The organism is Komagataeibacter sp. FXV3 (genome assembly GCF_015155755.1).
Classification (GTDB): domain Bacteria; phylum Pseudomonadota; class Alphaproteobacteria; order Acetobacterales; family Acetobacteraceae; genus Komagataeibacter.
In genome coordinates, this window is the sequence record NZ_VWPI01000048.1 from 25166 (window position 1) to 50040 (window position 24875).

General features: G+C 63.8%; 26 protein-coding genes and 1 tRNA gene. 21 read left to right on the plus strand and 6 right to left on the minus strand.

Annotated features, from left to right (window positions below; translation table 11 throughout):
• Positions 1-27: 27 nt before the first annotated feature.
• Complete coding sequence (gene lipB / locus F1542_RS04840) at positions 28-714, minus strand: lipoyl(octanoyl) transferase LipB (RefSeq protein ID WP_193732046.1); 687 nt, start codon at positions 712-714, stop codon at positions 28-30.
• Between the two features lie 60 nt (positions 715-774).
• Between lipB and F1542_RS04845 the strand changes: the two genes are divergently transcribed.
• The 5 genes from F1542_RS04845 (at position 775) to moaA (ending at position 5043) form a co-directional block, all read left to right on the plus strand.
• Positions 775-860: transfer RNA gene (locus F1542_RS04845), tRNA-Leu, on the plus strand.
• Positions 861-1301: 441 nt separating this feature from the next.
• On the plus strand, positions 1302-2171 hold the full coding sequence (galU, locus tag F1542_RS04850) for a UTP--glucose-1-phosphate uridylyltransferase GalU (protein WP_408886230.1): 870 nt from the start codon (positions 1302-1304) through the stop codon (positions 2169-2171).
• A complete protein-coding gene (pgmG, locus tag F1542_RS04855) occupies positions 2168-3577 on the plus strand; it encodes a phosphoglucomutase/phosphomannomutase PgmG (protein ID WP_193732047.1) in 1410 nt (469 codons plus the stop codon). Before galU ends, pgmG begins: the two co-directional genes overlap by 4 nt.
• A gap of 200 nt (positions 3578-3777) precedes the next feature.
• Positions 3778-3999: a DUF3553 domain-containing protein gene (locus F1542_RS04860; protein ID WP_193732048.1), complete on the plus strand. Its 222-nt coding sequence runs from the start codon at positions 3778-3780 to the stop codon at positions 3997-3999.
• A 12-nt stretch (positions 4000-4011) separates the two neighbouring features.
• Complete coding sequence (gene moaA / locus F1542_RS04865; protein WP_193732049.1) at positions 4012-5043, plus strand: GTP 3',8-cyclase MoaA; 1032 nt, start codon at positions 4012-4014, stop codon at positions 5041-5043.
• A 15-nt stretch (positions 5044-5058) separates the two neighbouring features.
• On the opposite strand, the gene F1542_RS04870 is transcribed toward moaA, so the two are convergent.
• The gene (locus F1542_RS04870) at positions 5059-5979 is read right to left on the minus strand and encodes a methyltransferase domain-containing protein (RefSeq protein ID WP_193732050.1); all 921 of its coding nucleotides are present in this window, start codon (positions 5977-5979) and stop codon (positions 5059-5061) included.
• Between F1542_RS04870 and F1542_RS04875 the strand changes: the two genes are divergently transcribed.
• The 5 genes from F1542_RS04875 to F1542_RS04895 all read left to right on the plus strand — a co-directional run bounded on the left by F1542_RS04875 (position 5978) and on the right by F1542_RS04895 (position 9423).
• Positions 5978-6742 carry a ComF family protein gene (locus F1542_RS04875; protein WP_193732051.1) on the plus strand — a complete coding sequence of 255 codons (765 nt, stop codon included), beginning with the start codon at positions 5978-5980 and terminating at the stop codon, positions 6740-6742. The genes F1542_RS04870 and F1542_RS04875 overlap by 2 nt on opposite strands.
• A 70-nt stretch (positions 6743-6812) precedes the next feature.
• Positions 6813-7073, plus strand: a complete 261-nt coding sequence (gene grxC, locus F1542_RS04880; RefSeq protein WP_193732052.1) for a glutaredoxin 3 — start codon at positions 6813-6815, stop codon at positions 7071-7073.
• A 23-nt stretch (positions 7074-7096) separates the two neighbouring features.
• Positions 7097-7555, plus strand: a complete 459-nt coding sequence (locus F1542_RS04885) for a DUF1178 family protein (protein WP_193732053.1) — start codon at positions 7097-7099, stop codon at positions 7553-7555.
• Positions 7556-7623: 68 nt separating this feature from the next.
• Positions 7624-8148 carry a DUF2147 domain-containing protein gene (locus F1542_RS04890; RefSeq protein WP_193732054.1) on the plus strand — a complete coding sequence of 175 codons (525 nt, stop codon included), beginning with the start codon at positions 7624-7626 and terminating at the stop codon, positions 8146-8148.
• A 45-nt stretch (positions 8149-8193) separates the two neighbouring features.
• Entirely contained in the window at positions 8194-9423 is a 1230-nt protein-coding gene (locus F1542_RS04895; protein ID WP_193732055.1) for a lactonase family protein, read from the plus strand.
• A 38-nt stretch (positions 9424-9461) separates the two neighbouring features.
• Here the strand turns inward: F1542_RS04895 and ubiG are convergent, their stop codons facing one another.
• Complete coding sequence (ubiG, locus tag F1542_RS04900; RefSeq protein WP_193732056.1) at positions 9462-10211, minus strand: bifunctional 2-polyprenyl-6-hydroxyphenol methylase/3-demethylubiquinol 3-O-methyltransferase UbiG; 750 nt, start codon at positions 10209-10211, stop codon at positions 9462-9464.
• A gap of 157 nt (positions 10212-10368) precedes the next feature.
• On the opposite strand from ubiG, the gene F1542_RS04905 reads away from it, so the two are divergent.
• The 6 genes from F1542_RS04905 to prfA all read left to right on the plus strand — a co-directional run bounded on the left by F1542_RS04905 (position 10369) and on the right by prfA (position 17562).
• Positions 10369-11622: an aspartate kinase gene (locus F1542_RS04905; protein WP_193732057.1), complete on the plus strand. Its 1254-nt coding sequence runs from the start codon at positions 10369-10371 to the stop codon at positions 11620-11622.
• Positions 11623-11633: 11 nt separating this feature from the next.
• Positions 11634-12719, plus strand: coding sequence for a nitronate monooxygenase family protein (locus F1542_RS04910; protein ID WP_193732058.1), 1086 nt, complete (start codon positions 11634-11636; stop codon positions 12717-12719).
• Positions 12716-13861, plus strand: coding sequence for a helix-turn-helix domain-containing protein (locus F1542_RS04915; RefSeq protein WP_193732059.1), 1146 nt, complete (start codon positions 12716-12718; stop codon positions 13859-13861). The genes F1542_RS04910 and F1542_RS04915 overlap by 4 nt, the downstream gene beginning before the upstream one ends.
• A 129-nt stretch (positions 13862-13990) precedes the next feature.
• Positions 13991-15151, plus strand: a complete 1161-nt coding sequence (gene ispG, locus F1542_RS04920; protein ID WP_193732060.1) for a flavodoxin-dependent (E)-4-hydroxy-3-methylbut-2-enyl-diphosphate synthase — start codon at positions 13991-13993, stop codon at positions 15149-15151.
• Positions 15152-15241: 90 nt separating this feature from the next.
• The gene (gene hisS, locus F1542_RS04925) at positions 15242-16498 is read left to right on the plus strand and encodes a histidine--tRNA ligase (protein WP_193732061.1); all 1257 of its coding nucleotides are present in this window, start codon (positions 15242-15244) and stop codon (positions 16496-16498) included.
• A gap of 2 nt (positions 16499-16500) precedes the next feature.
• Positions 16501-17562, plus strand: coding sequence for a peptide chain release factor 1 (gene prfA, locus F1542_RS04930; protein ID WP_193732062.1), 1062 nt, complete (start codon positions 16501-16503; stop codon positions 17560-17562).
• 5 nt (positions 17563-17567) lie between these two features.
• Here prfA and F1542_RS04935 read toward each other — a convergent pair whose 3' ends face one another.
• Positions 17568-18032, minus strand: a complete 465-nt coding sequence (locus F1542_RS04935; RefSeq protein WP_193732063.1) for a hypothetical protein — start codon at positions 18030-18032, stop codon at positions 17568-17570.
• Positions 18033-18062: 30 nt separating this feature from the next.
• Between F1542_RS04935 and prmC the strand changes: the two genes are divergently transcribed.
• Both prmC and F1542_RS04945 read left to right on the plus strand, forming a co-directional pair.
• On the plus strand, positions 18063-18926 hold the full coding sequence (prmC, locus tag F1542_RS04940; protein ID WP_193732064.1) for a peptide chain release factor N(5)-glutamine methyltransferase: 864 nt from the start codon (positions 18063-18065) through the stop codon (positions 18924-18926).
• 266 nt (positions 18927-19192) lie between these two features.
• Positions 19193-19744, plus strand: coding sequence for a DUF4167 domain-containing protein (locus tag F1542_RS04945; RefSeq protein ID WP_193732088.1), 552 nt, complete (start codon positions 19193-19195; stop codon positions 19742-19744).
• Between the two features lie 197 nt (positions 19745-19941).
• Here the strand turns inward: F1542_RS04945 and F1542_RS04950 are convergent, their stop codons facing one another.
• Complete coding sequence (locus tag F1542_RS04950; protein ID WP_193732065.1) at positions 19942-20199, minus strand: hypothetical protein; 258 nt, start codon at positions 20197-20199, stop codon at positions 19942-19944.
• Positions 20200-20252: 53 nt separating this feature from the next.
• A complete protein-coding gene (locus tag F1542_RS04955; protein ID WP_193732089.1) occupies positions 20253-21518 on the minus strand; it encodes an adenosylmethionine--8-amino-7-oxononanoate transaminase in 1266 nt (421 codons plus the stop codon).
• A 61-nt stretch (positions 21519-21579) separates the two neighbouring features.
• Here F1542_RS04955 and F1542_RS04960 point away from each other — a divergent pair, with 61 nt between their 5' ends.
• Genes F1542_RS04960 through bioD form a run of 3 tightly spaced genes read left to right on the plus strand, consistent with a single transcriptional unit; the run spans position 21580 to position 24847 of the window.
• A complete protein-coding gene (locus F1542_RS04960; RefSeq protein ID WP_193732066.1) occupies positions 21580-22773 on the plus strand; it encodes an 8-amino-7-oxononanoate synthase in 1194 nt (397 codons plus the stop codon).
• A complete protein-coding gene (locus F1542_RS04965; protein WP_193732067.1) occupies positions 22770-23438 on the plus strand; it encodes an alpha/beta fold hydrolase in 669 nt (222 codons plus the stop codon). Before F1542_RS04960 ends, F1542_RS04965 begins: the two co-directional genes overlap by 4 nt.
• Complete coding sequence (gene bioD, locus F1542_RS04970) at positions 23435-24847, plus strand: dethiobiotin synthase (protein ID WP_193732068.1); 1413 nt, start codon at positions 23435-23437, stop codon at positions 24845-24847. The genes F1542_RS04965 and bioD overlap by 4 nt, the downstream gene beginning before the upstream one ends.
• Positions 24848-24875 lie beyond the last annotated feature (28 nt).

A 24875-nucleotide genomic window follows, 5' to 3' on the forward strand; every position in this document is an offset into this window, starting at 1 on the left:
GCGCGTACCCGGCGCGTGGGCCTGCGCTTACGCACCGGGAATCGGGCCGAAGCACTCCGGCCACGTAGCCGCGAGGGCTGCGTCAATTTCGTCCATGCTGACATCCTTGCCCAGCTTCTTCAGGCTGGTGACGCCGTATTCACTGATGCCGCATGGCACGATCCCACCAAAATCACTCAGGTCCGGTGCGACATTGATCGCGATCCCGTGCCAGCTGACCCAGCGTGAGACGCGCACGCCGATAGCCGCGATCTTTTCCTCGCGTCCCGTGGCGGGATCGACCACCCATACGCCAATGCGGTCCGCGCGGCGTTCCCCCACGACACCAAAATGCCGCAGCGTGCGGATGATCCATTCTTCCAGCGTGTGGACATAGGCGCGCAGGTCGCGCGGGGGCGCCATGCCATGGGACCGGGTCAGGTCCAGCATGGCATAGGCCACACGCTGCCCCGGCCCGTGATACGTCCACTGCCCGCCACGCCCGGCGGGGTAGGTGGGGTAGCCACGCGGGTTGAATAGGTCCGAATCCTTTGCCGATGTCCCGGCGGTATAGGTAGGGGGGTGTTCCAGCAGCCACACCCGTTCAGGCAGCGTGCCCGCGCGGATGCCCTGTGCCTGACCCTCCATTTCCGCCAGCGCGGTGGGGTAGGGAACCAGATTTGGCGCCCTGTGCCATAAAAACTCGTTTTCAGTCATTGCCCGCGCGCCTTCCATCGGTTATATGCCCGTTCATCGTCATGACGGTATCGCCCAGTCGATCACCGTTGTCACGTTGCGGCCATGGCGGAATGGTAGACGCGCAAGCTTGAGGTGCTTGTGGGGGCAACCCCGTGGAAGTTCGAGTCTTCTTGGCCGCACCAGTTTTTTCCTGAAAATTGATGAAAACCGGATCATGCCCCATCGGGGCAGGGTATCCGGTGCGTCCATGCGATTCCGGCATGGGGGGCACGGTCGCCCGATTCATGAATGTTACATACGCACACATGCCATGCGCTGGTGGCAGGAAACAGTGCGGTCATGTCATAAAAAAGTCATAATATTTCCGCACAAAAAGCCGCTATCATCCTCAGGAGATATGGACAGCGTGGTAACCGGACACCCTGCACGGGAGGTTACAAAACGTGTCGTGTCAGTGGCGTGTACTGCCGTAAGGACAGAATCGTGATTTAAGTCATGTTTGGTCCTGATAAAGCACGCTACATCATTGCCATCTGGCAACGCCCGCCTGCCTGTTTCCGTTTCGTGAACAGTGGGTTGGCCGGTTTTGCCTGTTCCTGTCATGCATCTTGAGGTAAATATTAGTGATTAAGCCCCTTAAAAAAGCCGTATTGCCGGTTGCCGGCCTTGGAACACGCTTTCTGCCCGCCACCAAGTGCGTGCCCAAGGAAATGCTGACCGTCGTTGACCGTCCGCTGATCCAGTATGCAATTGACGAGGCACGCGAAGCCGGGATCGAGGAATTCTGCCTCGTTTCCAGCCGGGGCAAGGATTCCCTGATCGATTATTTCGATATTTCCTACGAACTGGAAGACACGCTGAAGGCCCGCAAGAAGGCATCGGCGCTGAAGGCCCTGGAAGCAACCCGCGTAACCCCGGGTTCCATGCTGTCCGTGCGCCAGCAGGAACCGCTGGGCCTTGGCCACGCCATCTGGTGTGCGCGTGAATTCATTGGCAACGACCCGTTCGCCATCCTGCTGCCCGATGACGTGGTGCAGAGCAAGAAGTCGTGCATCGGCCAGCTGGTCGAAGTCTACAACAGGACCGGCGGCAACGTGCTGGCCGTGACCGAGGTCCCGCGTGAGCAGACCGGCAGCTACGGCATCCTTGATGTCGGCAAGGACGATGGCAAGACCGTCGAGGTCAAGGGCCTGGTTGAAAAGCCCGACCCGAAGGATGCGCCGTCCACCCTGTCCGTGATCGGCCGTTACGTGCTGACCGCCGACGTGCTGAAGCACCTGGCCAAGCTGGAAAAGGGCGCAGGCGGGGAAGTGCAGCTGACCGACGCCATGGCCAAGACCATTGGCCATGTGCCGTTCCACGGCTATCGCTACGAAGGCAAGCGCTTCGACTGCGGCAGCAAGATCGGCTTCCTGGAAGCCCAGATCGCCTTCGCGCTGGAGCGTGAGGAACTGGCCCCGGGCGTGCGTGAATTCCTGACGAAGTACAAGTGATCTTCCGGCACCGTTTTGATCCGACCAGCCTGCGGGAATATGATATCCGCGGGACGGTCGGCAAGACACTGGGGCCTGAAGACGCCTATGCCATCGGCCGCACGTTCGCAAGCGTCGTGGCCGGTGATGGCGGCAGGACTGTCGTCATCGGATATGACGGACGCCTCTCGTCCCCCACCCTCGAGCGCGCGCTGGTGGAGGGGGCCATGGCGTCCGGCATGGACGTGGTGCGCATCGGCTGCGGACCGACGCCCATGCTGTATTTCGCCTCCGCCGATCTGAATGCGGACGGGGCGATCATGGTCACGGGCAGCCATAACCCGCCTGACCATAACGGTTTCAAGATCGTACTGGCCAACAGGCCGTTCTTTGGTCCGCAGATCGCAATGCTGGGACAGATGGCCGCCACGGGCAATGTCATGGCGCAGGCATCCGGCACCACGCGGATGGTGGACGTGAAAGCCGCCTATATCGACCGGCTGCTGCGCGACCACGATAGGGGCGCCCGCGCGCTGAATGTCGTATGGGATTGCGGCAACGGGGCCGCGGGCGATGTCCTGTCGCTTCTGGTCAGACGCCTGCCGGGACGCCACCGCGTGCTGAATGCCACGATTGACGGCCGGTTTCCTGCCCATCATCCCGACCCCACCATACCCGCGAACCTGCAGCAGCTGATTACGGCCGTCCGCCACGACGGGGCTGATCTTGGCATTGCCTTTGATGGCGACGCAGACCGTCTCGGGGTGGTGGATGATACGGGTGCGATCTTGTGCGCGGACCAGCTTCTGCTTATCCTTGCCCATGATGTGCTGCGTGCCCGGCCGGGGGCAACCATCATTGCCGACATCAAGACCAGCCAGGTGGTGTTTGATGAAATCGACAGGGCGGGTGGGCGAGCGCTCATGTGGAAATCCGGCCATTCGCAGATGAAGGAGCGCATGTCCGAAACCGGCGCGTTACTGGCGGGCGAAATGTCGGGCCACCTTTTCTTTGCCGACCGGTGGTATGGCTTTGACGATGCGCTTTATGCGGCGCTCCGCCTGCTGGATGTGGTCTCCCGCCTCGGCGGTTCCCTGTCGGATGCGCGGCGCGCGCTGCCCGTCACCGTTTCCACCCCGGAACTGCGCTTCGCCTGTCCTGATACGCGCAAATTCCACGTGATTACGGAAGTCGCCACCCGACTGGCGCAGGCGGGGGCCGATGTCTGTGATATCGATGGCGTACGCGTCAGCACGCCGGATGGGTGGTGGCTGCTGCGGGCCTCCAATACGCAGGCGGTCCTTGTCGCCCGGGCAGAGGGCGCGACACAGGCGGCGCTGGACCGGCTGAAGGCGGCCCTGTCTGCGCAGCTGGCGCAATCTGGCGTGGTGCTGCCCGACCACGCGGATCAGGCCGCGCGCCATTGATTAAAGAAGAAATAAGAGTTTTTAGGCGTCACCTTTTTTCAGAAAGGCGACGCTCCCTGACGCTTTTTGAAAAAAGCTTCACCAAAAACTTCCTTATGTTACGCGTAACGCCGCAGGGGCAGGACGGCATTCCCTGATACAGACGGTTTTTTTGTTGAATGCCGGGCCATGGGGTTTAATAAGACCCGCACCGGTCCGATATGCCGGTCATGATCCCCATGCAGGAACCGCGCGATATAATGGCCACTCCTCCCTTCCGTTCATTTCTTGTGCCGGGGCAACTCGTAAGCCACCCCGATCACCCGGAATGGGGCGAAGGGCAGGTGCAGTCCGCCATCGGGCATCGGGTCACGGTCATGTTTCCCCATGCGGGCAAGGTGCTGGTCGATGCCACGGTCGTGCAGCTGATCGTGCTGTCATAAGGGATCACCTGCATGAACATCGCCCCGTTGACCGCCCCGCTGCCGGATTCCTATGGCCGCCTGCTGACCTACCTGCGCGTATCGGTGACGGACCGGTGCGACATGCGCTGCATCTACTGCATGTCCGAAGACATGACCTTCCTGCCCAAGGCGGAAATCCTGTCGCTGGATGAACTGGGCCGCCTGTGCGCCGCCTTCATCCGGCATGGCGTGCGCAGGCTGCGCGTGACGGGGGGGGAGCCGCTGGTGCGGCGCGATGTCATGGGCTTTTTCCGGGAAATGGGCGGCTGGCTGAACCGCCCGGATGGGCAGGCCGGACTGGATGAACTGACCCTGACCACCAATGCCAGCCGGCTGGCGGAATTTGCCAATGACCTGCGCGCCTGTGGCGTGCGGCGGGTCAATGTCAGCCTTGATTCGCTCGATCCCGACCGCTTCAGGCGTATAACACGACGCGGCAGCCTGGCCCGCACGCTGGACGGTATCCGTGCCGCGCGGGAGGCGGGACTGGACATACGCATCAACACCGTGGCCATGGCGGGCATGAATGCGGATGAATTCGATACCCTGATCGCGTGGTGTGGTGAAATCGGCGCGGATCTGTGCCTGATCGAGACCATGCCCATGGGAGAAACGGGCGAGGACCGGACCGACCGTTACCTGCCACTGTCGGATGTACGCCGCGACCTGCAGCAACGTTGGACACTGGAACCGCTGACCTATCGCACCGGTGGCCCCGCGCGTTATGCCCGCATTGCCGAAACCGGACGCAGGATCGGTTTCATAACCCCCATGACCCATAATTTCTGCGAAAGCTGCAACCGGGTCCGGCTGTCATGCACCGGGCGGCTTTATACCTGTCTCGGGCATGAAGGCTCGACGGACCTGCGCGCGCCGCTGCGGGCCGGGGCGGATGACAGGCAGATGATGGACCATGTCCGCGCCGCCATCCTGCGCAAGCCACGCGGGCATGACTTCCTGATCGGCCGCAATGCCGATGATCCCGCCCGGGTCACGCGCCACATGAGCGTCACCGGCGGCTGAAGGCCCGCATGCATGTTACGGCGTCCCACGCAGCGCATCCTCCAGGCTTACGCTGAACTGCCCCGGTCGCAGGGGTTGCGGCTGGGTCGGGGCAGGGGACCAGCCTGTCATCATCGCCACATGCAGGTCCTGATTCAGGCCGCCATCCTTATCCACGGGCAGGTGGCCCAGCGCATTGGCCAGCAGCGCCGGATGGGTCAGTCCCCGCGCCCGCGCGCGCAGGGCGTTTGTCTCCCCGGCGTTACGCAGGTCGGTCAGCAGGCCCATGGGGGTGCGATAGGACAGGTGGATCACATCCGCATCCACTACCGGCAGCGAAAATCCCGCGCGTTGCAGCAGCCCCGCACAGTCCCGCAGCCCCGGAAAGGGGGAGACACGTGGCGAAACCCCGCCACGCTGCGCCATTTCGGCCTCCATCAACGCGTGGCGCAGGCCACCCAGCGTGGGCAGCACCGGCATGCAGGCCAGAAACAGCCCGTCAGGGGCCAGTATGCTGCGTATCTGCGCCAGCACGCCCGGCAGGTCATTGACCCAGTGCAGCGACAGGCAGGCCACCACAAGATCAAAGCTGTGGGGTGCAAAGGGCAGCCATTCCGCATCCATGCAAACGGCTGGTCCCCCATCCGCCCCACACATGGATGGCGACAGGTCGGTCGTCACGGTTGTGATGCCACGGGCGCGCAGGGCCTGCGCCACGACACCGCGCCCGCCAATATCCAGCGCCGTGTGAAAGGGGCGGGTGACATCATCCAGCCGGTCCAGCAGGCGATCTGCCGCTTCCGCCAGCACGGGCCGGACATGGCCGACCGTGGCGGCCGCACGGTCACGGTGCAGGCGCACGGCGTAGCGGTCAAATATCTGCGGCACATCCATGCTCATACCCCCGATGTGCCGCCTTGCCCCGTCGCTGCCAAGCCCACGATCACGTGAACGCATGAACCATCACGCACGCCCCTGGTGGCGACGGGCCGGCACGCGCATGCTGGATATGCTGTTCCCGCCACACTGTCTTGCCTGCGGGGCCGGTGTCATGCAGGCGGGACTGTTATGCGCGACATGCGTCAGCCAGTTGCACCTGATTACATCGCCCTACTGCCATCGCTGCGCCCTGCCGTTCCCCTCCCGCGCGGCTGGCGGCGCCACGCTGACCTGCACCGCATGCGCCGAAAATCCGCCGCCATGGGGGGAGGGACGCGCGGCGATGGTGTATGACGACCTGCCGCGCCGGCTGATCCTGCCACTGAAATATGCGGACCGGACGGAAAACGCGATCCTGCTGGCGCGTTACATGGCGGCGGCAGCTCGAGGAGTGGTGGAAAAGGACAGCATTTTCATACCGGTTCCCCTGCATCGGGTGCGCCTGTTTACCCGGCGGTACAATCAGGCGGCACTGCTGGCATGCGCACTGGCACGGCAGACAGGGGCAGGCGTCCTGCCGGACGGTCTGGAACGCCTGCGGGCCACGCCCGCGCTGAAGGGACAGGGCAGGACACGCAGACAGGCCATCATGCATGGCGTGATTGGCGTGCGCAGCCACCGGCTGGGTGATATCGCGGGCCGACATGTCATCGTAGTGGATGATGTCATGACCACGGGCGCCACACTTGCGGCCTGCGCCAGCAGCCTGCTGAAGGCGGGGGCCGCACGGGTTGACGTACTGGCCACCGCGCGTGCCTGTGGCCAGCATGAACAACAATAGGATAAGCTGGAAATCCAGACCCGTTCCGCCAGCATGGCAACGGATACATAACAGACCAAGTGAAGGTTCAATGCCGTCTATTGAAATCTATACCCAGCCGGGCTGCCCATACTGCATCCACGCGGTCCGCCTGCTGGCGCACAAGGGTGTGCCCTTCAATGAAATCAATGCCCCGCATGGCACGCCCGAACGCGAGGAATCGATCCGCCGGTCCGGCGGGCGCACCACCGTGCCCCAGATATTCATCGACAATACCCCGATTGGCGGCTGTGATGACCTGATGGCGCTGGAACGGGCGGGTAAACTCGATACCCTTCTGGGTAAGGGCTGACACGGCACACGGACGGAGAGGGCATGATCCGGTACCAGCTACGCTGTAGCGCAGGCCATGAATTTGAAGGATGGTTCCCCGGCAGCACTGCGTTCGAACAGCAGGCCACGCGCGGCCTGCTGTCATGTCCGCAATGCGGTTCGGCGGATGTCACGCGCGCGCTGATGGCGCCGGCGGTTCATACCGCGGCCCCCCAGCCAGCCGGGGACACGCCGCCGCAACCCGCGGCCACGCCACCCGGCCATGCGTCTGGGGGAGTGCCCGACGCCATGATCGCTCTGTTACAGAAAATACGCCAGACGGTGGAGGAACACTGCGACGACGTGGGGGACCGCTTTGCCGAGGAAGCCCTGGACATGCACCGGGGCAGGAGTGCTGCACGCGGCATCTATGGCAGCATGACGCCACAGGAGCAGGCCGAACTGGATGAGGAAGGGGTGGAGGTGCACGCCATCCCGTGGGTCCGCCGGGCCGACAGCTAGAGGGAACACGCAAGCGCGCGGCACGCGTATACCGCCGCGTCACGCGCCATGTGGGGGAACGATTGGAAATGCACGACAGCAAGAGCCACAATGGTATGCGCCAGACGGGGCACCGGGTAGGCAGGCGCATCAGGCGCTGGCTGGCCACGGGCGCCATGGCCGCCTTATGCGCGGTGGCGGCCGGGGCCGGCTGCCATCCAGCCGCCCGCGCCGCGGAAGCGGAACCGGACATCATCGGCCGGTGGATGACCAAGGACCATGACGGCGTGTTCGAGATTTCACACTGCGGGAACGAGATCTGCGGAAAGCTGGCCGGTGTGCGCTATACGACCGAAATGCCGCGCGACAAGCGGGGCGAGCCTGAATGCAACCTGCCGATGCTGAACGGGTTCACCCCCGACCCGAAGGACGTGGGACACTGGAACGGGCATGTGACCGATCCCGATACGGGGCATGTCTATCATGCCAAGCTGTGGGTCTCCCAGTCGGGGGACCTGAAGCTGCGCGGTTTCGTGGCCGTGCCTTTATTTGGTGAAACCGAAACGTGGAGCCGCTATACCGGCACGATCGGCCCGGCGTGCAAACTGCCCTGACGCCCCAAAAAACAAGTCTCAACCAATAGGGATGATCGTTATTCCATGAGCTGCAATATCTCCCGCCGTGCATTCACCACCGCACTGGCTGCCGCAGGCGTGCCCGCCATATCCCGCCGCGCCGTGGCGCAGACGGCCACCACGCCCCGCACCATCTGCTATATCGGTGGCTATACCCAGCACGGACCGCCGGGGGGGGCAGGCAACGGGCAGGGTATCTCGGTGTTTGAAATGAACCCCGACACCAGCAGCCTTTCGCCGCTCATGACCTATGTGGACATCGCAAGCCCGTCCTTCATGGCCATGTCCGCTGATTTCAAGCATCTGTATGCCCTGAGCGAAATCAATGATTTCAACGCCAATGGCGAAGGCTGCGTCACGGCGTTTTCCGTCAACCGCACCAGCGGGGAACTGACCAAGCTCAACGTCGTGCGCTCGGGCGGGGCCGTGCCCGCGCATCTCAGCGTGCATGCATCGGGCAAATACGTGCTGGTGGCCAACTACATGGGCGGCACGGTCGGCGTTCTGCCCATCCACCCCGATGGCAGCCTGGGCGACCCGACCGACGTGGTGCACAATACCGGCCCGCGCATGCCCGACCGCGCGGCGGACAACCCGCCGGGCAACTTCGCCATAAGTGACCATTCCAGCGCGCATGTGCACATGGTGGCGTCCGACCCGTCAGGCCGGTATGTGCTGGCCTGCGACGCCGGGCTGGACCGGGTGTATGTGTGGACGCTGGACCTGCACACAGGCAGGCTGGTCCCCGCCAAGACGCCGTTTATTTCCATGACGCCGGGATCGGCCCCGCGCCACTTCTCCTTCAATGAGAAGGGGACGATGATCTACATTCTGGGTGAACAGGATTCGAAAGTGGTCGCCGCCACCTTCAACCCCCAGACCGGTGAAATCGTGCCCCAGCAGACCGTCAGCACCGTCACCCCGCATTTCCGGGGCAGCACGCTGGCGGCGGGCATCCTGCTCTCGCCCAAGGGCAAATACCTGTATGTGTCGAACCGGCTGGGTGATTCGCTGGCCAGCTTCCATGTAAATGACGACGGCACGCTGAACCTGGTCGAGGAAATCTGGATGCATGCCGACTATGGCCGCGCGATGATGTTCGATCCCAGTGGCACCTACCTGTTCTGCGCCAACCAGCGCAGCGATTCCGTCACCTCGTTCAAGGTCAATGCCCAGACCGGGGTGCTGGACTTCACATGGAACTTCACCCCCGTGGGCAGCCCGACGACATTCGCGTTCATGAACACGATCTGACGCCGGGCCACGGTGCACGACCGGGGCGGCGGCTGCCCTCAGTCGCGCACCATCGCCGCGATGTAGTTCACCGCCATGTCGCGGCTTTCACGCCAGCCGCCAAGGCCGGGCACCATACCCGCGGCATCAGTTATGCGCAGGCCCGCATGGGCCGCGTACTGTCCCATTTCGGCCGGGGTAATGAACTTGCGCCAGTCATGCGTGCCGACCGGCAGCAGGCGCAGGACGTATTCCGCACCGATCTTGGCCATGGCCATGGACCGCCACGTGCGGTTCATGGTCGAGACCACCAGCGCGCCCCCAGGCCGCAGCATGCCCCCCAGCATGCGCAGGAAGGCAGCCGGGTCGGTCACGTGCTCGATCACCTCCAGCACTGAAATCGCGTCAAAGCGCGCGCCTTCGGCCACCAGTTCCTCCGCACTGCCGCAACGGTAGGACAGCGGGCCTGCGGACGGGGGCAGGGGATGGCGGCGCATGTGCAGCCTGGCCGCCGTAATCGCCGCCTGCGACGCATCCAGCCCGGTCACGTCGAATCCGGCGCGGGCAAAGGCCTCGCTGGCCAGTCCCGCGCCGCAGCCAATGTCCAGCAGCGTGCGGCGCGCGCCATCATCTGCCTGTGGGGCGGGCAGGTGGCGCATGGCCCAGCCGGTGCGCAGGTCGTTCATGGCGTGCAGGGGGCGCATCGGGCCAGCCGGATCCCACCACCGGGCGGCCAGATCGCTGAAATGGGCGATCTCCTCGGGGGCGACGGAATCTGCCGACAGAACGGGCGAATCGTGATGCTGCATATGTGCACCGCCTTTCATTTGGCTTTCTCCCGCTGGACGCGGAAGCTGGGGAGATGTATGTGACGCGGCTTGCGCATAACCGCAATGCCCCGGATTGGCCAACAGGGCCGCACTCCGGATATGCTGAAGCCCGAGCCATAATGGAGCCACTATTCCGATGTCCCCTACCGTACCGCGGATCGTGATGAAATTCGGCGGCACGTCCGTCGCCGATCTTGACCGGATTCGTGCCGTCGCGGAAAAAGTCCGGAAACAGGTCGAGGCCGGGTGCGAGGTTGCCGTTGTCGTCTCCGCCATGTCTGGCGTGACCAACCGCCTTGTCGGCTACTGCCGCGATCTCTCGCCCCAGCATGATGAACGTGAATACGACACCGTCGTTGCAACGGGCGAACAGGTCACCAGTGGCCTGCTGGCCATCGCGTTGCAGAACCTTGGGATCAATGCCCGGTCCTGGCTGGGCTGGCAGATCCCGCTGCGCACGGATGACGCGCATGGCAAGGCGCGTATCGTATCCATAGATGGTGCGAACCTGATCGACAGCATGCGGGCAGGGCAGGTGCCGGTCGTCGCCGGTTTCCAGGGGATCGGCCCCGACGGGCGCATCAGCACGCTGGGGCGCGGGGGGTCCGATACTTCGGCCGTGGCGCTGGCGGCGGCCCTGAAGGCCGACCGATGCGATATCTACACCGATGTGGACGGAATCTATACAACGGACCCCCGTATTGTTACCAAGGCACGGAAGCTGGACAAGATTACCTATGAGGAAATGCTTGAACTGGCGTCCGTAGGGGCCAAGGTGCTGCAGACCCGCAGCGTGGAACTGGCGATGAAGGAGCGCGTGCGTGTGCAGGTGCTGTCCAGTTTCACCGATGGTCCGGCACCGTCAGAAGGGCATCTGCCCGGTTCATTAGTCGTGGATGAGGACGAAATCGTGGAACAGGAACAGGTCGCCGGAATTGCCTACTCCCGGGACGAGGCAAAGATTTCCGTCCGCCAGCTTCCCGATCGCCCGGGCATTGCGGCGGCGGTGTTCGGCCCGCTGGCCGATGCCAACGTGAACGTGGACATGATTGTCCAGAGCACCGGCGACGACGGGACGACCAACATGACGTTCACGATCGGCAAGGCCGATCTGGCGCGCGCCATTTCCGTGCTGGAAAGCCACCGGGACGCCACCCAGTACACGGAACTGCAGACCGATGACGACGTGGTGAAGATCAGCGTCGTGGGTGTTGGCATGCGTTCGCATGCCGGTGTCGCCAGTACGATGTTCCGCACGCTGGCCGAACGCAACATCAACGTGCAGGTCATTTCCACCAGCGAGATCAAGGTTTCGGTGCTGATCGCTTCCGAATATACCGAACTGGCGGTGCGCGCCCTGCACACCGCCTACGGCCTTGACGCAGCGTGAGCGCGGCCGGAATGTCAGACGCCACCACATCCGCCGCCCCGTCAGCCCTGACGGACCCCGCACGCCGGGCGGAAGCCCGCGCGCGCCTTGACCACCTGTGGGGACGTGGCACGCGCTTCCTGGGCAGCGAATACGCGCTGCTGGCGGGGGCGATGTCATGGGTCAGCGAACGCAACCTTGTTTCCGCCATTTCCAATGCAGGCGGCTTTGGCGTGCTGGCCTGTGGCGCGATGGAACCCGCACGCCTGGCCGAGGAAATCGCGGCGACACAGGCGCTGACCAAGCGCCCGTTCGGCGTCAACCTGATCACCATGCACCCGCAGCTTGATGCACTCGTACGCGTATGCCTTGACGCGGGCATCACCCATGTCGTGCTGGCCGGTGGCATTCCCTCCGGCCCGGTCATCCGCGCCATCAAGGAAGGCGGGGCAAAGGTCATCGCCTTTGCACCGGCACTGGTGCTGGCCAAGCGTCTTGTGCGCCTTGGCGTTGATGCGCTGGTGATCGAGGGATCGGAAGCGGGTGGGCATGTCGGCCCGGTCTCGCTGACCGTTCTGGCGCAGGAAATCCTGCCCCACATCCATGACGTGCCGATCTTTGTCGCAGGGGGACTGGGACGTGGAGACGCCATCCTGTCATACCTTGAACAGGGGGCGTCGGGCGCGCAGCTTGGCACCCGCTTTGCCGCATCAAGGGAAAGCATCGCGCATGAAAATTTCAAGAAGGCCTTCATCCGCGCCAATGCTCGCGACGCGGTGACGTCCGTTCAGCTTGATGAACGCTTTCCGGTCATTCCGGTACGCGGGCTGAACAACGCGGGCACGCGCAACTTCCTGCAGCACCAGGCGGAAACGCTGCGCCGTTTCCAGTCTGGCGAACTGACCAAGGAAGCCGCCCAGCTGGACATCGAACATTTCTGGGCTGGCGCGCTGCGCCGCGCCGTGGTGGATGGTGATGTCGAAAATGGTTCCGTCATGGCGGGACAGTCGGTCGGCATGATCACGGGCGAGCAGTCAGTCGGTGAGATTATCAAGGAACTGGTCGATCAGGCCATTGATGCCCTGATCCGTCAGGATGAGAGGGCCCGCTACGGATGAGCGACGGCAAACGCAATTTCCGCCCCAACCCCGCACAGGGTACGACAGCCCCGACGCCCGGCACGACGACCATCGCATCGGTCGGGGACATTCTGCGTGCGCGGCGCGAGGAGCTGGGGTGGAAACTGCCCGATGTCGCGGCATGGCTGCGCATCCGCCTGCCATACCTGGAGGCACTGGAATCAGGCCGTCCCGGTGAGCTGCCCGGTAGCGCCTATGCCGTTGGCTTCCTGCGCACTTATGCCAAGGCGCTGGACCTGGAATCCGAACAGCTGGTTGAACGCTTCAAGGTCGAAAGCCGTGGCGCGTTTACCCGTCGGTCCGAACTGTCCTTTCCCGTGCCGCTGCCCGAACGGGGGCTGCCGACCGGGGTGCTGCTGCTATGCGGCCTCGTGATTCTAGTGGTGGCCTATATCGGCTGGTACAGGCTGACCGGCACGGATGGCCTGCATGACATACCCACCAAGCTGACGCTGCCGGGGCTGTCCTCATCCACCACCGCGTCGCCGCAGGTGGCGTCCGTCCTGCCCCCGGCTGCGGAACGGCCAGAGCCACAGCCGCTGCCCCAGCAGGAACGTGACGCCTTGACCGGCACGCCGTCGTCCGTGCCCATGCCACAGGCCGCGTCGGCCGAGCCACCCGCACCGGCCACCCCCACGCAGCCGCTGGAAAAAATGGGCGAGGACCGTAACGTGCTGGCACAGCAGGCCGCCGCTGCCGCGCAGCCCGCGACCGCAACGGACGGGGTAACCCTGAATGCGACCGCCATGACATGGGTGCAGGTACGCAGGCCCGGTGGCCCGGTGCTGTATGACCACACGATGCAGCCCGGTGAGACATGGCAGACCCCGCCGGACCAGACCGGCCTTGTGCTGACGGTTGGCAACGCGGGCGGCCTGACGCTTGTGGCCGGTGGCGTTACGACACAGCCATTGGGCCGTAACGGGGAAGTCCGGCACAACATTCCCCTAAGCCCCGCAGCCGTGGCGGACGGGTCGGTCATGCATGCCGCCCCCGCGCCCGTCATCCACCCACCGGGGCCTTCACCCGTAACCGATTCATCGGCTATTGGCGCAACACCCATGACGGGAAATGGCAATAATCTTTCTCCGCCCCTCCCGCAGCGCATCAATCCGGAGTAGAATGGTCTCCACGGCATGGTCCCCTGATGGTCACCATGCCGGAAACCGGCATGTAACAGATCCCCGGGTCGTGCCGCCCCGCCACGGCGGGCCGGAGCACAAACCGCCGCCTTATCTGGAGGGCACATAATGAGCAGCTATCGTCCTTATCAGCACATCGAACGCCGCAAGTCGCGGCAGATCCATGTCGGCAGCGTGCCGGTCGGTGGTGACGCCCCGGTTTCGGTCCAGACCATGACCAATACCCTGACCACCGACGCCGAGGCCACGATCGCGCAGATCCGCCGCGCCGAACTGGCGGGTGTGGACATCGTGCGCGTCTCCTGCCCCGATGAGGACAGCACGAAGGCGCTGGCCGAAATCGTGCGTGAAGTGAATGTGCCGATCGTGGCCGACATCCACTTCCACTACAAGCGCGCCATCGAGGCCGCGAAGGCCGGCGCCGCGTGCCTGCGCATCAACCCCGGCAACATCGGCAGCGCCGAGCGCGTGCGTGAAGTCGTGAACGCGGCGAAGGACCACAACTGCTCCATCCGCATCGGCGTGAATGCCGGTTCGCTGGAAAAGCACCTGCTGGAAAAATATGGCGAGCCGAACCCCGACGCGCTGGTGGAAAGCGCGCTGGAACACGCCAAGATCCTTGAAGATCATGATTTCCATGAATTCAAGATCAGCGTGAAGGCATCCGACGTGTTCATGGCGGTCGCGGCCTACCAGCAGCTGGCCGATGTATGCGACCATCCGCTGCATATCGGCATTACCGAAGCGGGCAGCAAGCGCGCGGGCACGGTCAAGTCCTCCATCGGGCTGGGTAACCTGCTGTGGTCGGGCGTGGGTGACACCATGCGCGTCTCGCTTTCGGCGGAGCCGGAAGAGGAAGTGCTGGTCGGCTGGGATATCCTGAAGTCGCTGGGCCTGCGCCACCGTGGCGTGAAGATCATTTCCTGCCCGTCCTGCGCGCGTCAGGGCTTCAACGTGATCGAGACCGTGCAGACGCTGGAAGACCGGCTGGCGCATATCAAGACGCCCATGACGCTGTCCATCATCGGCTGCGTGGTCAATGGCCCCGGTGAGGCGCTGATGACCGATATTGGTGTGACCGGTGGCGGTTCGGGCCGCCATATGGTCTATTCCGCCGGCAAGCAGGACCACACCATGCCCGCGGGCGACATGATCGAACACATTGTCGAACTGGTGGAAAAGAAGGTGGAGCAGCTTGCAGCCGCCGACGCCAGCAACACCCCCGCCGAGGAAATGGCCCGCGAAGCCACCATGTCCACCGCTGACTGAAGACACGCGGCGCGCCATGGTTCCGGCGCGTCGCCCAACCGGGCCGGCCCCATGGGGCATGGGCCGGGTTCAATGCAGGAATATCGCTTAGTGAGCAGCTTACAGCCCGTTCGTGGCACCCACGACCTGATCGGTGAGGACCGCAGGCGTTTTACCCATGTTGTCGAAACCGCCCGCCGCATTGTCGGTCTGTACGGGTTTGACGAATGGGCGACCCCGGTTTTTGAAGACACACGGGTCTTTTCACGCTCGCTGGGCGATACGTCCGATGTCGTGTCCAAGGAAATGTACACGTTCGAGGACCGGGGCGGCGAATCCCTGACCCTGCGCCCCGAGGGGACAGCCGCCATCTGCCGCGCGCTGGTCACCAACGGGCTGACGCAGTCCCTGCCGCAGAAGGTGTTCTATGCCGGGCCGATGTTCCGTTATGAACGCCCGCAGAAAGGACGTTACCGGCAGTTCCACCAGATTGGCGCGGAACTGCTGGGCGCCGCCGAGCCACTGGCCGATGCCGAAGTCATCGCCATGGGCCGCGACGTGCTGCAGGCGCTGGGTATTGCGCATGACGTGGTGCTTGAACTCAATACACTGGGTGACATGGCCAGCCGCGATGCGTGGCGGACCGCGCTGATCGCCTATTTCAGCGAACGCCGCGCCGAACTGTCCCCCGACAGCCAGGCCCGGCTGGAACGCAACCCGCTGCGTATCCTGGACAGCAAGGCCGCACAGGACCGCGCCCTGCTGGCCGATGCGCCTATGATCGCCGATTTCCTGACGCCGGACGCCCGGACATTCTGGGATGACTTGCGCCGGACACTGGATGTAATGGGCGTGAAATTCCGTGAAAACCCGCGTATCGTGCGCGGGCTGGACTATTACGGGCATACCGCCTTTGAATTCGTGACCGAACGGCTTGGCGCGCAGGGCACCGTGCTGGCGGGTGGCCGCTATGACGGGCTTGTGGCCGAAATGGGTGGACCTGCCACGCCTGCCATTGGCTGGGCTGGAGGGATCGAGCGCCTGTCCATGCTGCTGGAGGAAATCCCGGCGGAGCCGCGCCCGGTTGCCGTCATTCCCATGGGGGCGGATGCGCAGGCTGCGGCCATTACCGTATTGCAGGCGGTGCGCGGGGCAGGGGTGCGGGCGGAAACGTCCTATCGCGGCAACATGAAGCGCCGGATGGAACGCGCCAACCGCATGAACGCAACCCATGCCATCGTCATCGGCAGTGACGAGATCGCGCGCGGCGTGGTGCAGGTCAAGGATCTGGACAACGGGCAGCAGACCGAGGTGCCGATGGATGGCGTGGCCGCCTTCCTTATGTCCGGAACACCCAAGAAGGCCTGACCGTGGCAAAGTTTGACGACCGTCTGGACCGTATCGTCGCCCGGTGCGAGGAATTGCAGGCCCTTCTGGCGGAAGGAATGTCGGGGGCTGATTTCAGCCAGGCTTCACGTGAATACGCGGAACTGGAACCGATCGTAACCCGCGTAAACGCCCTGCGTACGGCAGAGCAGGCTGAACACGACGCCAGCCAGATGCTGACCGATCCCGAACTGCGGGAACTGGCGGAAGCCGAACTGGATACCCTGCGTCGGCAGATCCCTGAATTACGCCATGATATCCGTCTGGCCATGCTGCCACGTGACGAGGCGGATGAGCGCAGCGCCATTCTGGAAATCCGGCCCGCTGCCGGTGGGGATGAGGCGGGGCTGTTCGCAGCCGAACTGTTTGGCGCCTATCAACGCTATGCCGACCAGCGTGGCTGGCGGTTCGAGGTGCTGGAATATGACCAGTCCGAACTCGGCGGCCTGCGTGAAGGGATCGCCAGTATTACCGGGCGGGGCGTATTTGCCCGGCTGAAATACGAATCCGGTGTGCACCGCGTGCAGCGCGTACCCGCAACCGAAAGCCAGGGCCGCATCCATACATCCACCGTGACAGTCGCCGTCCTGCCCGAAGCGGAAGAAGTGGATGTAGAGGTCAATGAGGGCGATCTGCGCATTGATGTCTATCGGGCATCAGGGGCAGGGGGGCAGCACGTCAACAAGACCGAGAGTGCGGTGCGCATCACCCATCTGCCCACCAATATCGTGGTGGCGATGCAGGAAGAAAAAAGCCAGCACAAGAACCGTGCCAAGGCGATGAAGATCCTGCGCGCGCGCCTGTATGAACGTAACCGTGCCGCAGCCCACGAAACCCGCGCCGCCGATCGCCGCGCGCAGGTTGGCACGGGCGACCGGTCGGAACGTATCCGGACCTACAACTTCCCGCAGGGACGCGTGACCGACCACCGCATCGGGCTGACACTGTACAAGATCGATCGGGTGATGGCGGGGGAATTCGATGAATTCGTCGATGCACTGACACAGGAAGAACAGGCCGCCCTTCTGGCGGCGGATGATAACTGACGGCCCTATGATGTCGGTGCGGCGCACAGGCTGCTGCGGCCGGGATGGCGTTCGACCACATCCGGGTCATCCGGGTCGGCCAGATAGAATTCGGTGAAATTGCGCGCGCCAAGGGCGACAAGGTGGTGGCCATCGGGTTCATGCAGCACGCCTTCGCCACTGACCTGATGGATCTCGACCTTGCCCCCGGGGCGGCGGATCGTGATCTCACCACACAGGGCGTAACTGTGGTTCACGCGGCTGACTGCCGTTTCCACATGGGCGATCTGGGTGGGATGATCATGGTCAAGGCGGAAGGTCGCGACCAGCTGCTCATCCACATACAGGCGCGAGGTTTCGGATATTTCACCATCACCGTACCCATCCTCGACCTCAAACGACCCGGCCAGCGCTGGCGTTGCAAGGCAGGCGCACAGCATGGTGACGATCAGGGTCCGCACGGGGCGTAATGAAACAGCGGGCAGTTGCATGATGCCCCAGTATGCCGGAAATCAGCCGCGATGAAAGATGCCATGAAACAGACGCCCACAAATTTGCGCCATCTTCTGTCCGACGCCACCAACCGCCTGCGCGCCGCAGGCATCGAATCCCCCCAGCGCGAGGCCCGGCTGCTGGCTGCCCATGCCACGGGCACCGATCTGGCAGGGCTGTTGCGTATTGATACCGTGCCACCAGCGGACCATGCCACGTTCCTGCAGATTTTGCAGCGTCGCCTGCATCATGAACCGATGGCCTATATCATCGGGCACACGGGTTTCTGGTCACTGGATCTGGCGGTGTCACCGGCAACCCTGATTCCGCGCGCCGATACGGAAACGCTGGTGGAAGCCGTGCTGGAACACCTGCCGGACCATAATGCCGCGCTGCGTGTGCTGGATATCGGGACAGGCACGGGTTGCCTGCTGCTGGCGGTGCTGGCGGAATATCCGCAGGCCACGGGGATTGGCACCGACCTCAACCCCGATGCCACGCGCCTTGCCATGCGCAATGCCGCACGCAACGCTCTTTCGGCACGATGCGACATGCTGTGCTGCAACTGGGCCGATGGGGTCATGGGGCCATTCGACCTGATCCTGAGCAATCCGCCCTATATTCCCCATGCCGACCTGAACGGCCTCATGCCCGAAGTGGTGCGTCATGAACCCGCACGCGCGCTGGATGGCGGGACGGACGGACTGGTCGCGTATCGCGCGCTGGCTGCGATTTTGCCCGGGCTGCTGGCGCCGGGCGGGATCGCGGTGCTGGAACTGGGCATAGGCCAGGACCACAGCGTGCCCGCCCTTATGCACGATGGAGGGTTGCAGGTACTGGAAGTCCGCCCTGATCTGGGGGGAATAGGGCGCGCGCTGGTGGTGAAAAAATAATTTGGCAGACTGAAACAGGCGGGATATAGTGCGACGGCGCAGGAAACACGAACTGCAACCCTATATGCTGTTCCGTTTCCGCGTGGGTGATCCCGATTGCAAAACAGAAAAGCTGGCGTGATGAACCGGAATGGTTCCGCCATGCGCAGGGATCCGCGTCCGGCGTCATACCGGACAACCACTATGGCAACAGACGGGACGGACAGACCGCCCCACGGTCCAGGGCAGCGCCAGCGACCGGCAACAGGAAAGTGCTGCGACAGCTTATGAACATGAAACGCATGCGAGGCCGTCACAATCGTTCGGGCGGCAGCAATGGCGGAAGCGTACGCCATAACAATGGCCAGATCCCGTTGAACCGCAACCATGTCTTCGACAGCAACGGGCCTGACCTGCGTGTGCGCGGTACGGCGCAGCAGCTGTTTGAAAAATACCTGCAGCTGGGCCGCGACGCCAGCAGTACGGGCGACCGCGTCATGGCGGAAGCCTATTTCCAGCATGCCGAACATTACTTCCGCATTCTCAACGCCATGACGCAGGCGGCACAGCAGAGCCAGCAGGAACGTCAGGAACGCATGGCCGCCCGCCAGCAGCGTCCCATTGACAACCGCCAGCCCATGGAAACCAGCGCCGAGGAAGGGGCCGAACAGCCCGCCATCGCGCAGGCCCCGGAACCTGCGGAAACCGCCCCGCAACCCACCGTGGCCAGCGAACCCGTACCCGCCCCGGCACCGCGCGCACCCCGTGCCCCACGTCGGAACAGCCGTACCAAGCCGCCGGTTGAAAAGAAAGAAGAACTGGAATCCACACCGTCGTGAACCGGTATAGCCCCGTCCGCACCATCGGGCGGGGCTGATATACCGGTAATGCTGACCGGTCTACGGTTCCGAAACGCTACGCCTGATAAATGAATGCGCGCCCGCGGGTCGGGTAATATGGCCCGGCCATGCCGCTACGGTGCAACGCCGTAAGATCCATGTGCCCACGCAAAACGGGGACTTTGTGGATACCGTCTTCAGGCGTGAGGATTGACCAGACGCCAGACCTTGCGCTTGCGTCCATCACTGACATCCGGGGCATCTTCTACCGTGACCAGCCCCTGATTACGCAGCGCCTGCAACGCCAGCCGGGCATGGTAGGTGCCCAGTTCAGGGAACAGGTCACCGATTTCACGCACTGAACGGGCTTTCCCGTCCGACAGGATCTTCAGTACGATCTGTCGCTTGCTGTCATGATTTGTCATGCGCCAGGATCGATGCTGAAAAAAAGTCATGGGCTTTCTATACCAGATCCGTCCCCAATGGCCTAGCGCCGATGCATCCCCTGCTACACCGGTTGCGCCAGAACGGCGCGGATGGCAGCGGTCAGTTTGCCCAGTTCGGACGTGGTTATGTTAAAAGCCGGCGTCAGATAGACGATATTACGGAAGGGCCGCACCCAGACCCCCTGCGCGATCAGGGCGGTCTTCAGCGCATTCATGTCACGTATGCGGTCCAGTTCCACCACACCGATCGCCCCCATGACGCGCACATCCACCACATGGGGCAGCCTGCGGCAGGGTTCCAGTTCGGTGCGCATCTGCCGGGCAATGCGCGCGACCCCGGCCAGGCAGTCTTCACGTTCAAACAGGTCCAGCGAGGCATTGGCGCAGGCACACGCCATGGCATTGGCCATGAAGGTCGGCCCGTGCATGAGCGCGTGCAGCGGGTTATCCGACAGGAACGCATCAAACACATGCGCGCGCGCCACAGTGGCAGCCAGCGCCATCGTACCCGCCGTCAAGGCCTTGGACAGCGTGATGATATCCGGCACGATCCCAGCCTGTTCACATGCGAACATGGTGCCGGTGCGGCCAAACCCGGTGAATATTTCATCCAGTATCAGCAGGACGCCATGCCGGTCCGCCAGCATGCGCAGGTTGCGCAGCACATCGGGGGAATGGAACAGCATGCCGCCCGCGCCCTGCACCAGTGGCTCGACAATAATCGCGGCAATACTGTCGCCTGCTTGCGCCAGCAGTTCATCCAGCGCCCGCACGCTGTCCGCATCCACTGGCAGGTCGGCAATGAAATGTTCGGGCAGCGCGCCCTGATACAGGGAATGCATGCCTTCTTCGGGGTCACAGACGGCCATGGTAGCCATCGTGTCGCCATGATAGCCACCACGGAAGGCCAGCAACCGTGTCCGGCCCGTCCGGCCACGGTTCAGCCAGTACTGGATGGCCATTTTCATCGCGACCTCGACCGCGACGGAACCGGAATCGGTAAAGAAAACCCGTTCCAGATCCCCCGGCAGCAGGGCAGCCAGACGGCTGGCCAGTGTCAGCGCAGGTTCATTGACCAGGCCGCCGAACATGACATGCGGCATGCATTCAAGCTGTGCGCTGACGGCGGCACGGATATGGGGATGGTTATAGCCATGGCACGCTGTCCACCATGACGCGATGCCATCAATCAGTTCCGACCCGTCCGCCAGCGTGATGGTGCGTCCATGCGTGCTAACGGCGGGAAGGGGGGGCAGGGTGGTCTGCATCTGGGTATAGGGCAGCCAGACATGCTTCATGCCGCGTTCCAGCCATCGGGGTCCCTGCATGTGGCTACTCCATGATATTACGTGGGCGGGATTGACCGGGGCTGCGCGCTCCGGCAGGAGAATGCGCTTCATGGCCCGTTTTGATCCAATTTTCCAGACCGCGCTCGACCATATGGCGGATACGCACACCCGCCGCGTGCTGCGCCCCGTGCAGCATGTGGGGGCGGCCACCGTTATCCGTGACGGGCGCGAACTGGTCAATTTCTCATCCAATGACTATCTGGGCCTGTCCCACCATCCCGTGCTGCGTGCCCGCGCCGCCGAATGGCTGCAGCAGGACGGAACCGGGTCGGGGGCATCGCGCCTTGTGACCGGGACCAGCCCGCGCCACATGCAGGTCGAGGCACGACTGGCTGCATTCAAGGGGTGCGAGGCGGCCGTGATCCTGGCCAGCGGGTGGCAGGCCAATGCCTCCGTCCTTGCTGCTCTGCTGCGGCTGGCGGCGGGGCAGGGCGAGCCACCGCTGGTTTTCACCGACCGGCTGAACCATGCCAGTCTGCATCAGGGCTGCATGGCGGCTGGGGTGCGGCAGATCCGTTTCCGCCATAATGACCTTGGGCATCTGGACAGCCTGCTTGAACGCCACGCGGGTGACACGCGCGCCATGCGGGTGATCGTGACCGAAAGCGTGTTCAGCATGGATGGCGACCGTACCGATATTGCGCAGCTAGGCGCACTTGCCCGGCGGCATGGCGCCTTTACCTATGTTGATGAAGCCCACGCCACCGGCGTGCTTGGCCCGCAGGGACGCGGACTGTGCGCGGGACACGAAATTGATCTGGTCATGGGGACGTTCAGCAAGGCGCTGGGCGGTTTCGGGGCCTATGTGGCCGGGTCTCGGGTCCTGTGTGAGTGGCTGATGAACGCCTGTTCGGGATTCGTATTCACCACCGCGCCACCGCCTGCGGTACTGGGGGCGATGGATGCGGCGCTGGAACTGGTGCCCACGCTGGACGAAGCACGGGCGCGACTGGCCCGCAATGCCGACCATATCCGCAGCGTGATCCACGACTGCGGCCTGTCATCAGGACCGTCCGCCACCCAGATCATACCCATCCTGATAGGGGAGGCCACAGACGCACTGGCATTCGCAGCCCGGCTGGAGGCCCACGGCATCCTTGCCACCGCCATCCGTCCCCCTACCGTGCCCCCAAATGGCAGCCGCATACGGCTGGCGCTGAGTGCCGCCCATACCGGCAGCATGGTTGACCAGCTGGCCCGCGCCATCACCCTTGCCGCCCGGGAGCGTGCATGACCATGGATGCCGCCTCCCTCCCGATTGCGCTGGTGCATGGCTGGGCCTTTGATCCGACATTCTGGGATGCAACCCGTACTGCCCTTGGTCCGGCGCGCACGACATGCACCGATTTCGGCTTCTTCACCCCGCAATCCACGCTGGTGCTGCCACAGGTACCCTATATCGGGGTGGGACATTCACTGGGTGCGCTGTGGCTGCTGCGCCACCATGGTCCCCTGTGCCGGGGACTGGTACTGATAAACGGTTTCAGCCGGTTCGGGACGGCTGCCGACTTTCCCCATGGCATTCCCCGCCGCGTGATTGAACGCATGCATACCGGCCTGATACGGGAACCCGAAGGGCTGCTGCACAGCTTTCGCCTGCGTGCCGGCATTGATACCCCGCTACCATCCCATATCGAACGCGCCCGGCTGGAGCAGGGACTGATGGCACTGATGGACATGGATTGCAGGACCGACCTGCAACGGGTCACATGCCCGGTCCATGTCATTGCCGGAACGGACGACGCCATTGCGCCGCCCGCGCTGACCCGTGCCTGCTTTCCCCCTGGCTGCGGCATGGAAACCCAATGGATCGACGGGGGACACCTTCTGCCGCTGACCCATACCGCAACCTGCGCCCACGCCATTATGGCCATGACCGGACGGATAACCGCACCATGACCCGCAAGGACCGCATCGCCGCCCGTTTTGACGCGGCACAGGGATATGAACAGGCCGCCCGCGTCCAACGCATTGCGGCGCGCGAACTGGCACACCGCATTGCCGCCCATCATGCCCCCGGCGGCACGCCCGCCCGTATTCTGGAGATCGGCTGCGGTACAGGCTTCCTGACCCGTGAACTGCGCCGGCTGTTTCCGGCAGCCCATATCACTGCCACCGACATCGCCCCCACCATGCTGGACCGCACGGGACGGCAAATGGCCGATGATGACAGGCTGTCGCTGCACCGCATGGATGCCGAAGCCCCGGACGTGGAAGGCCCGTTTGACCTGATCTGTTCCAGCATGGCCATGCAGTGGTTTCCCCACCGGCCACGGACGTTGCGCATGCTGGGCAACCTGCTGGCGCCGGGCGGTCAGATGGCGCTTTCCACGTTGTGCGTAGGCAGTTTCCGGCAATGGCGGGACGCATATGCGCAGGCCGGGGTTGTGTGTCCCGTGCCGGATTATCCTGCCATCGAACAGCTACAGGCCGAATGGCCTGCCGGTGGCGCGGGGATGTGGCACGATACCGAGGTTGTCGATACACCGGCCACCCCACTGGCCTTCGTGCGGGAACTGCGCGCCATCGGGGCCACGCATACGGACCACGCGCCCGCCACGGGTGGTCAGTTGCGCCGCGTAATGACAGCAGCGGCTGGAACGGATGGACCGTTTACCGTGTCCTATCAGGTGGGCTATGGGCTGTTCCGCCGCGCGCTCTGGCCCGGCGTGTTCGTTACCGGCACGGATACGGACGTGGGCAAGACGGTGACATCCGCGACATTGGTAAAGGCATGGGACGCGGCTTACTGGAAACCGTTGCAGAGCGGGACGGATGACGCGCCATCTGACAGCATGGGCGTACGGCAGCTGGCGGGACTGGACCCGGCACGCCTTTACCCACCGGCCGCCACGTTCGGGGCATCGCTGTCGCCCGAGGATGCGGCCCATGTAGCCCATACCCGTATCGATCCCGCCATGATCACCCTGCCGCGCCATGTGGCCAGCAAGGGGCCGCTAGTGGTGGAAGGGGCAGGCGGCGTGTTTGTGCCGATTGCCGAAAATTACCTGATGGTCGACCTCATGGCCCGGCTGGCCCTGCCGGTCGTGCTGGTGGCGCGCAGCCAGCTTGGCACGATCAACCATACGCTGCTCAGCCTTGCGGCATTGCGGGCGCGTGGGCTGCATGTCGCGGGCGTGATCCTGAACGGTCCACCCGAACCCCATGGCCGCAGCGCCATCGAACGCCATGGCCGGGTCCGCATACTGGCTGAATTCCCGACCATGACCCCCATGGGGCCGGATGCGGTGGCGCAACTGGCTACCCGCCTGCCCACATGGGAGCAGGTGGCACGGGATACGCCCTGAAGACCAATTCAGGAAAAACAGGACTGCC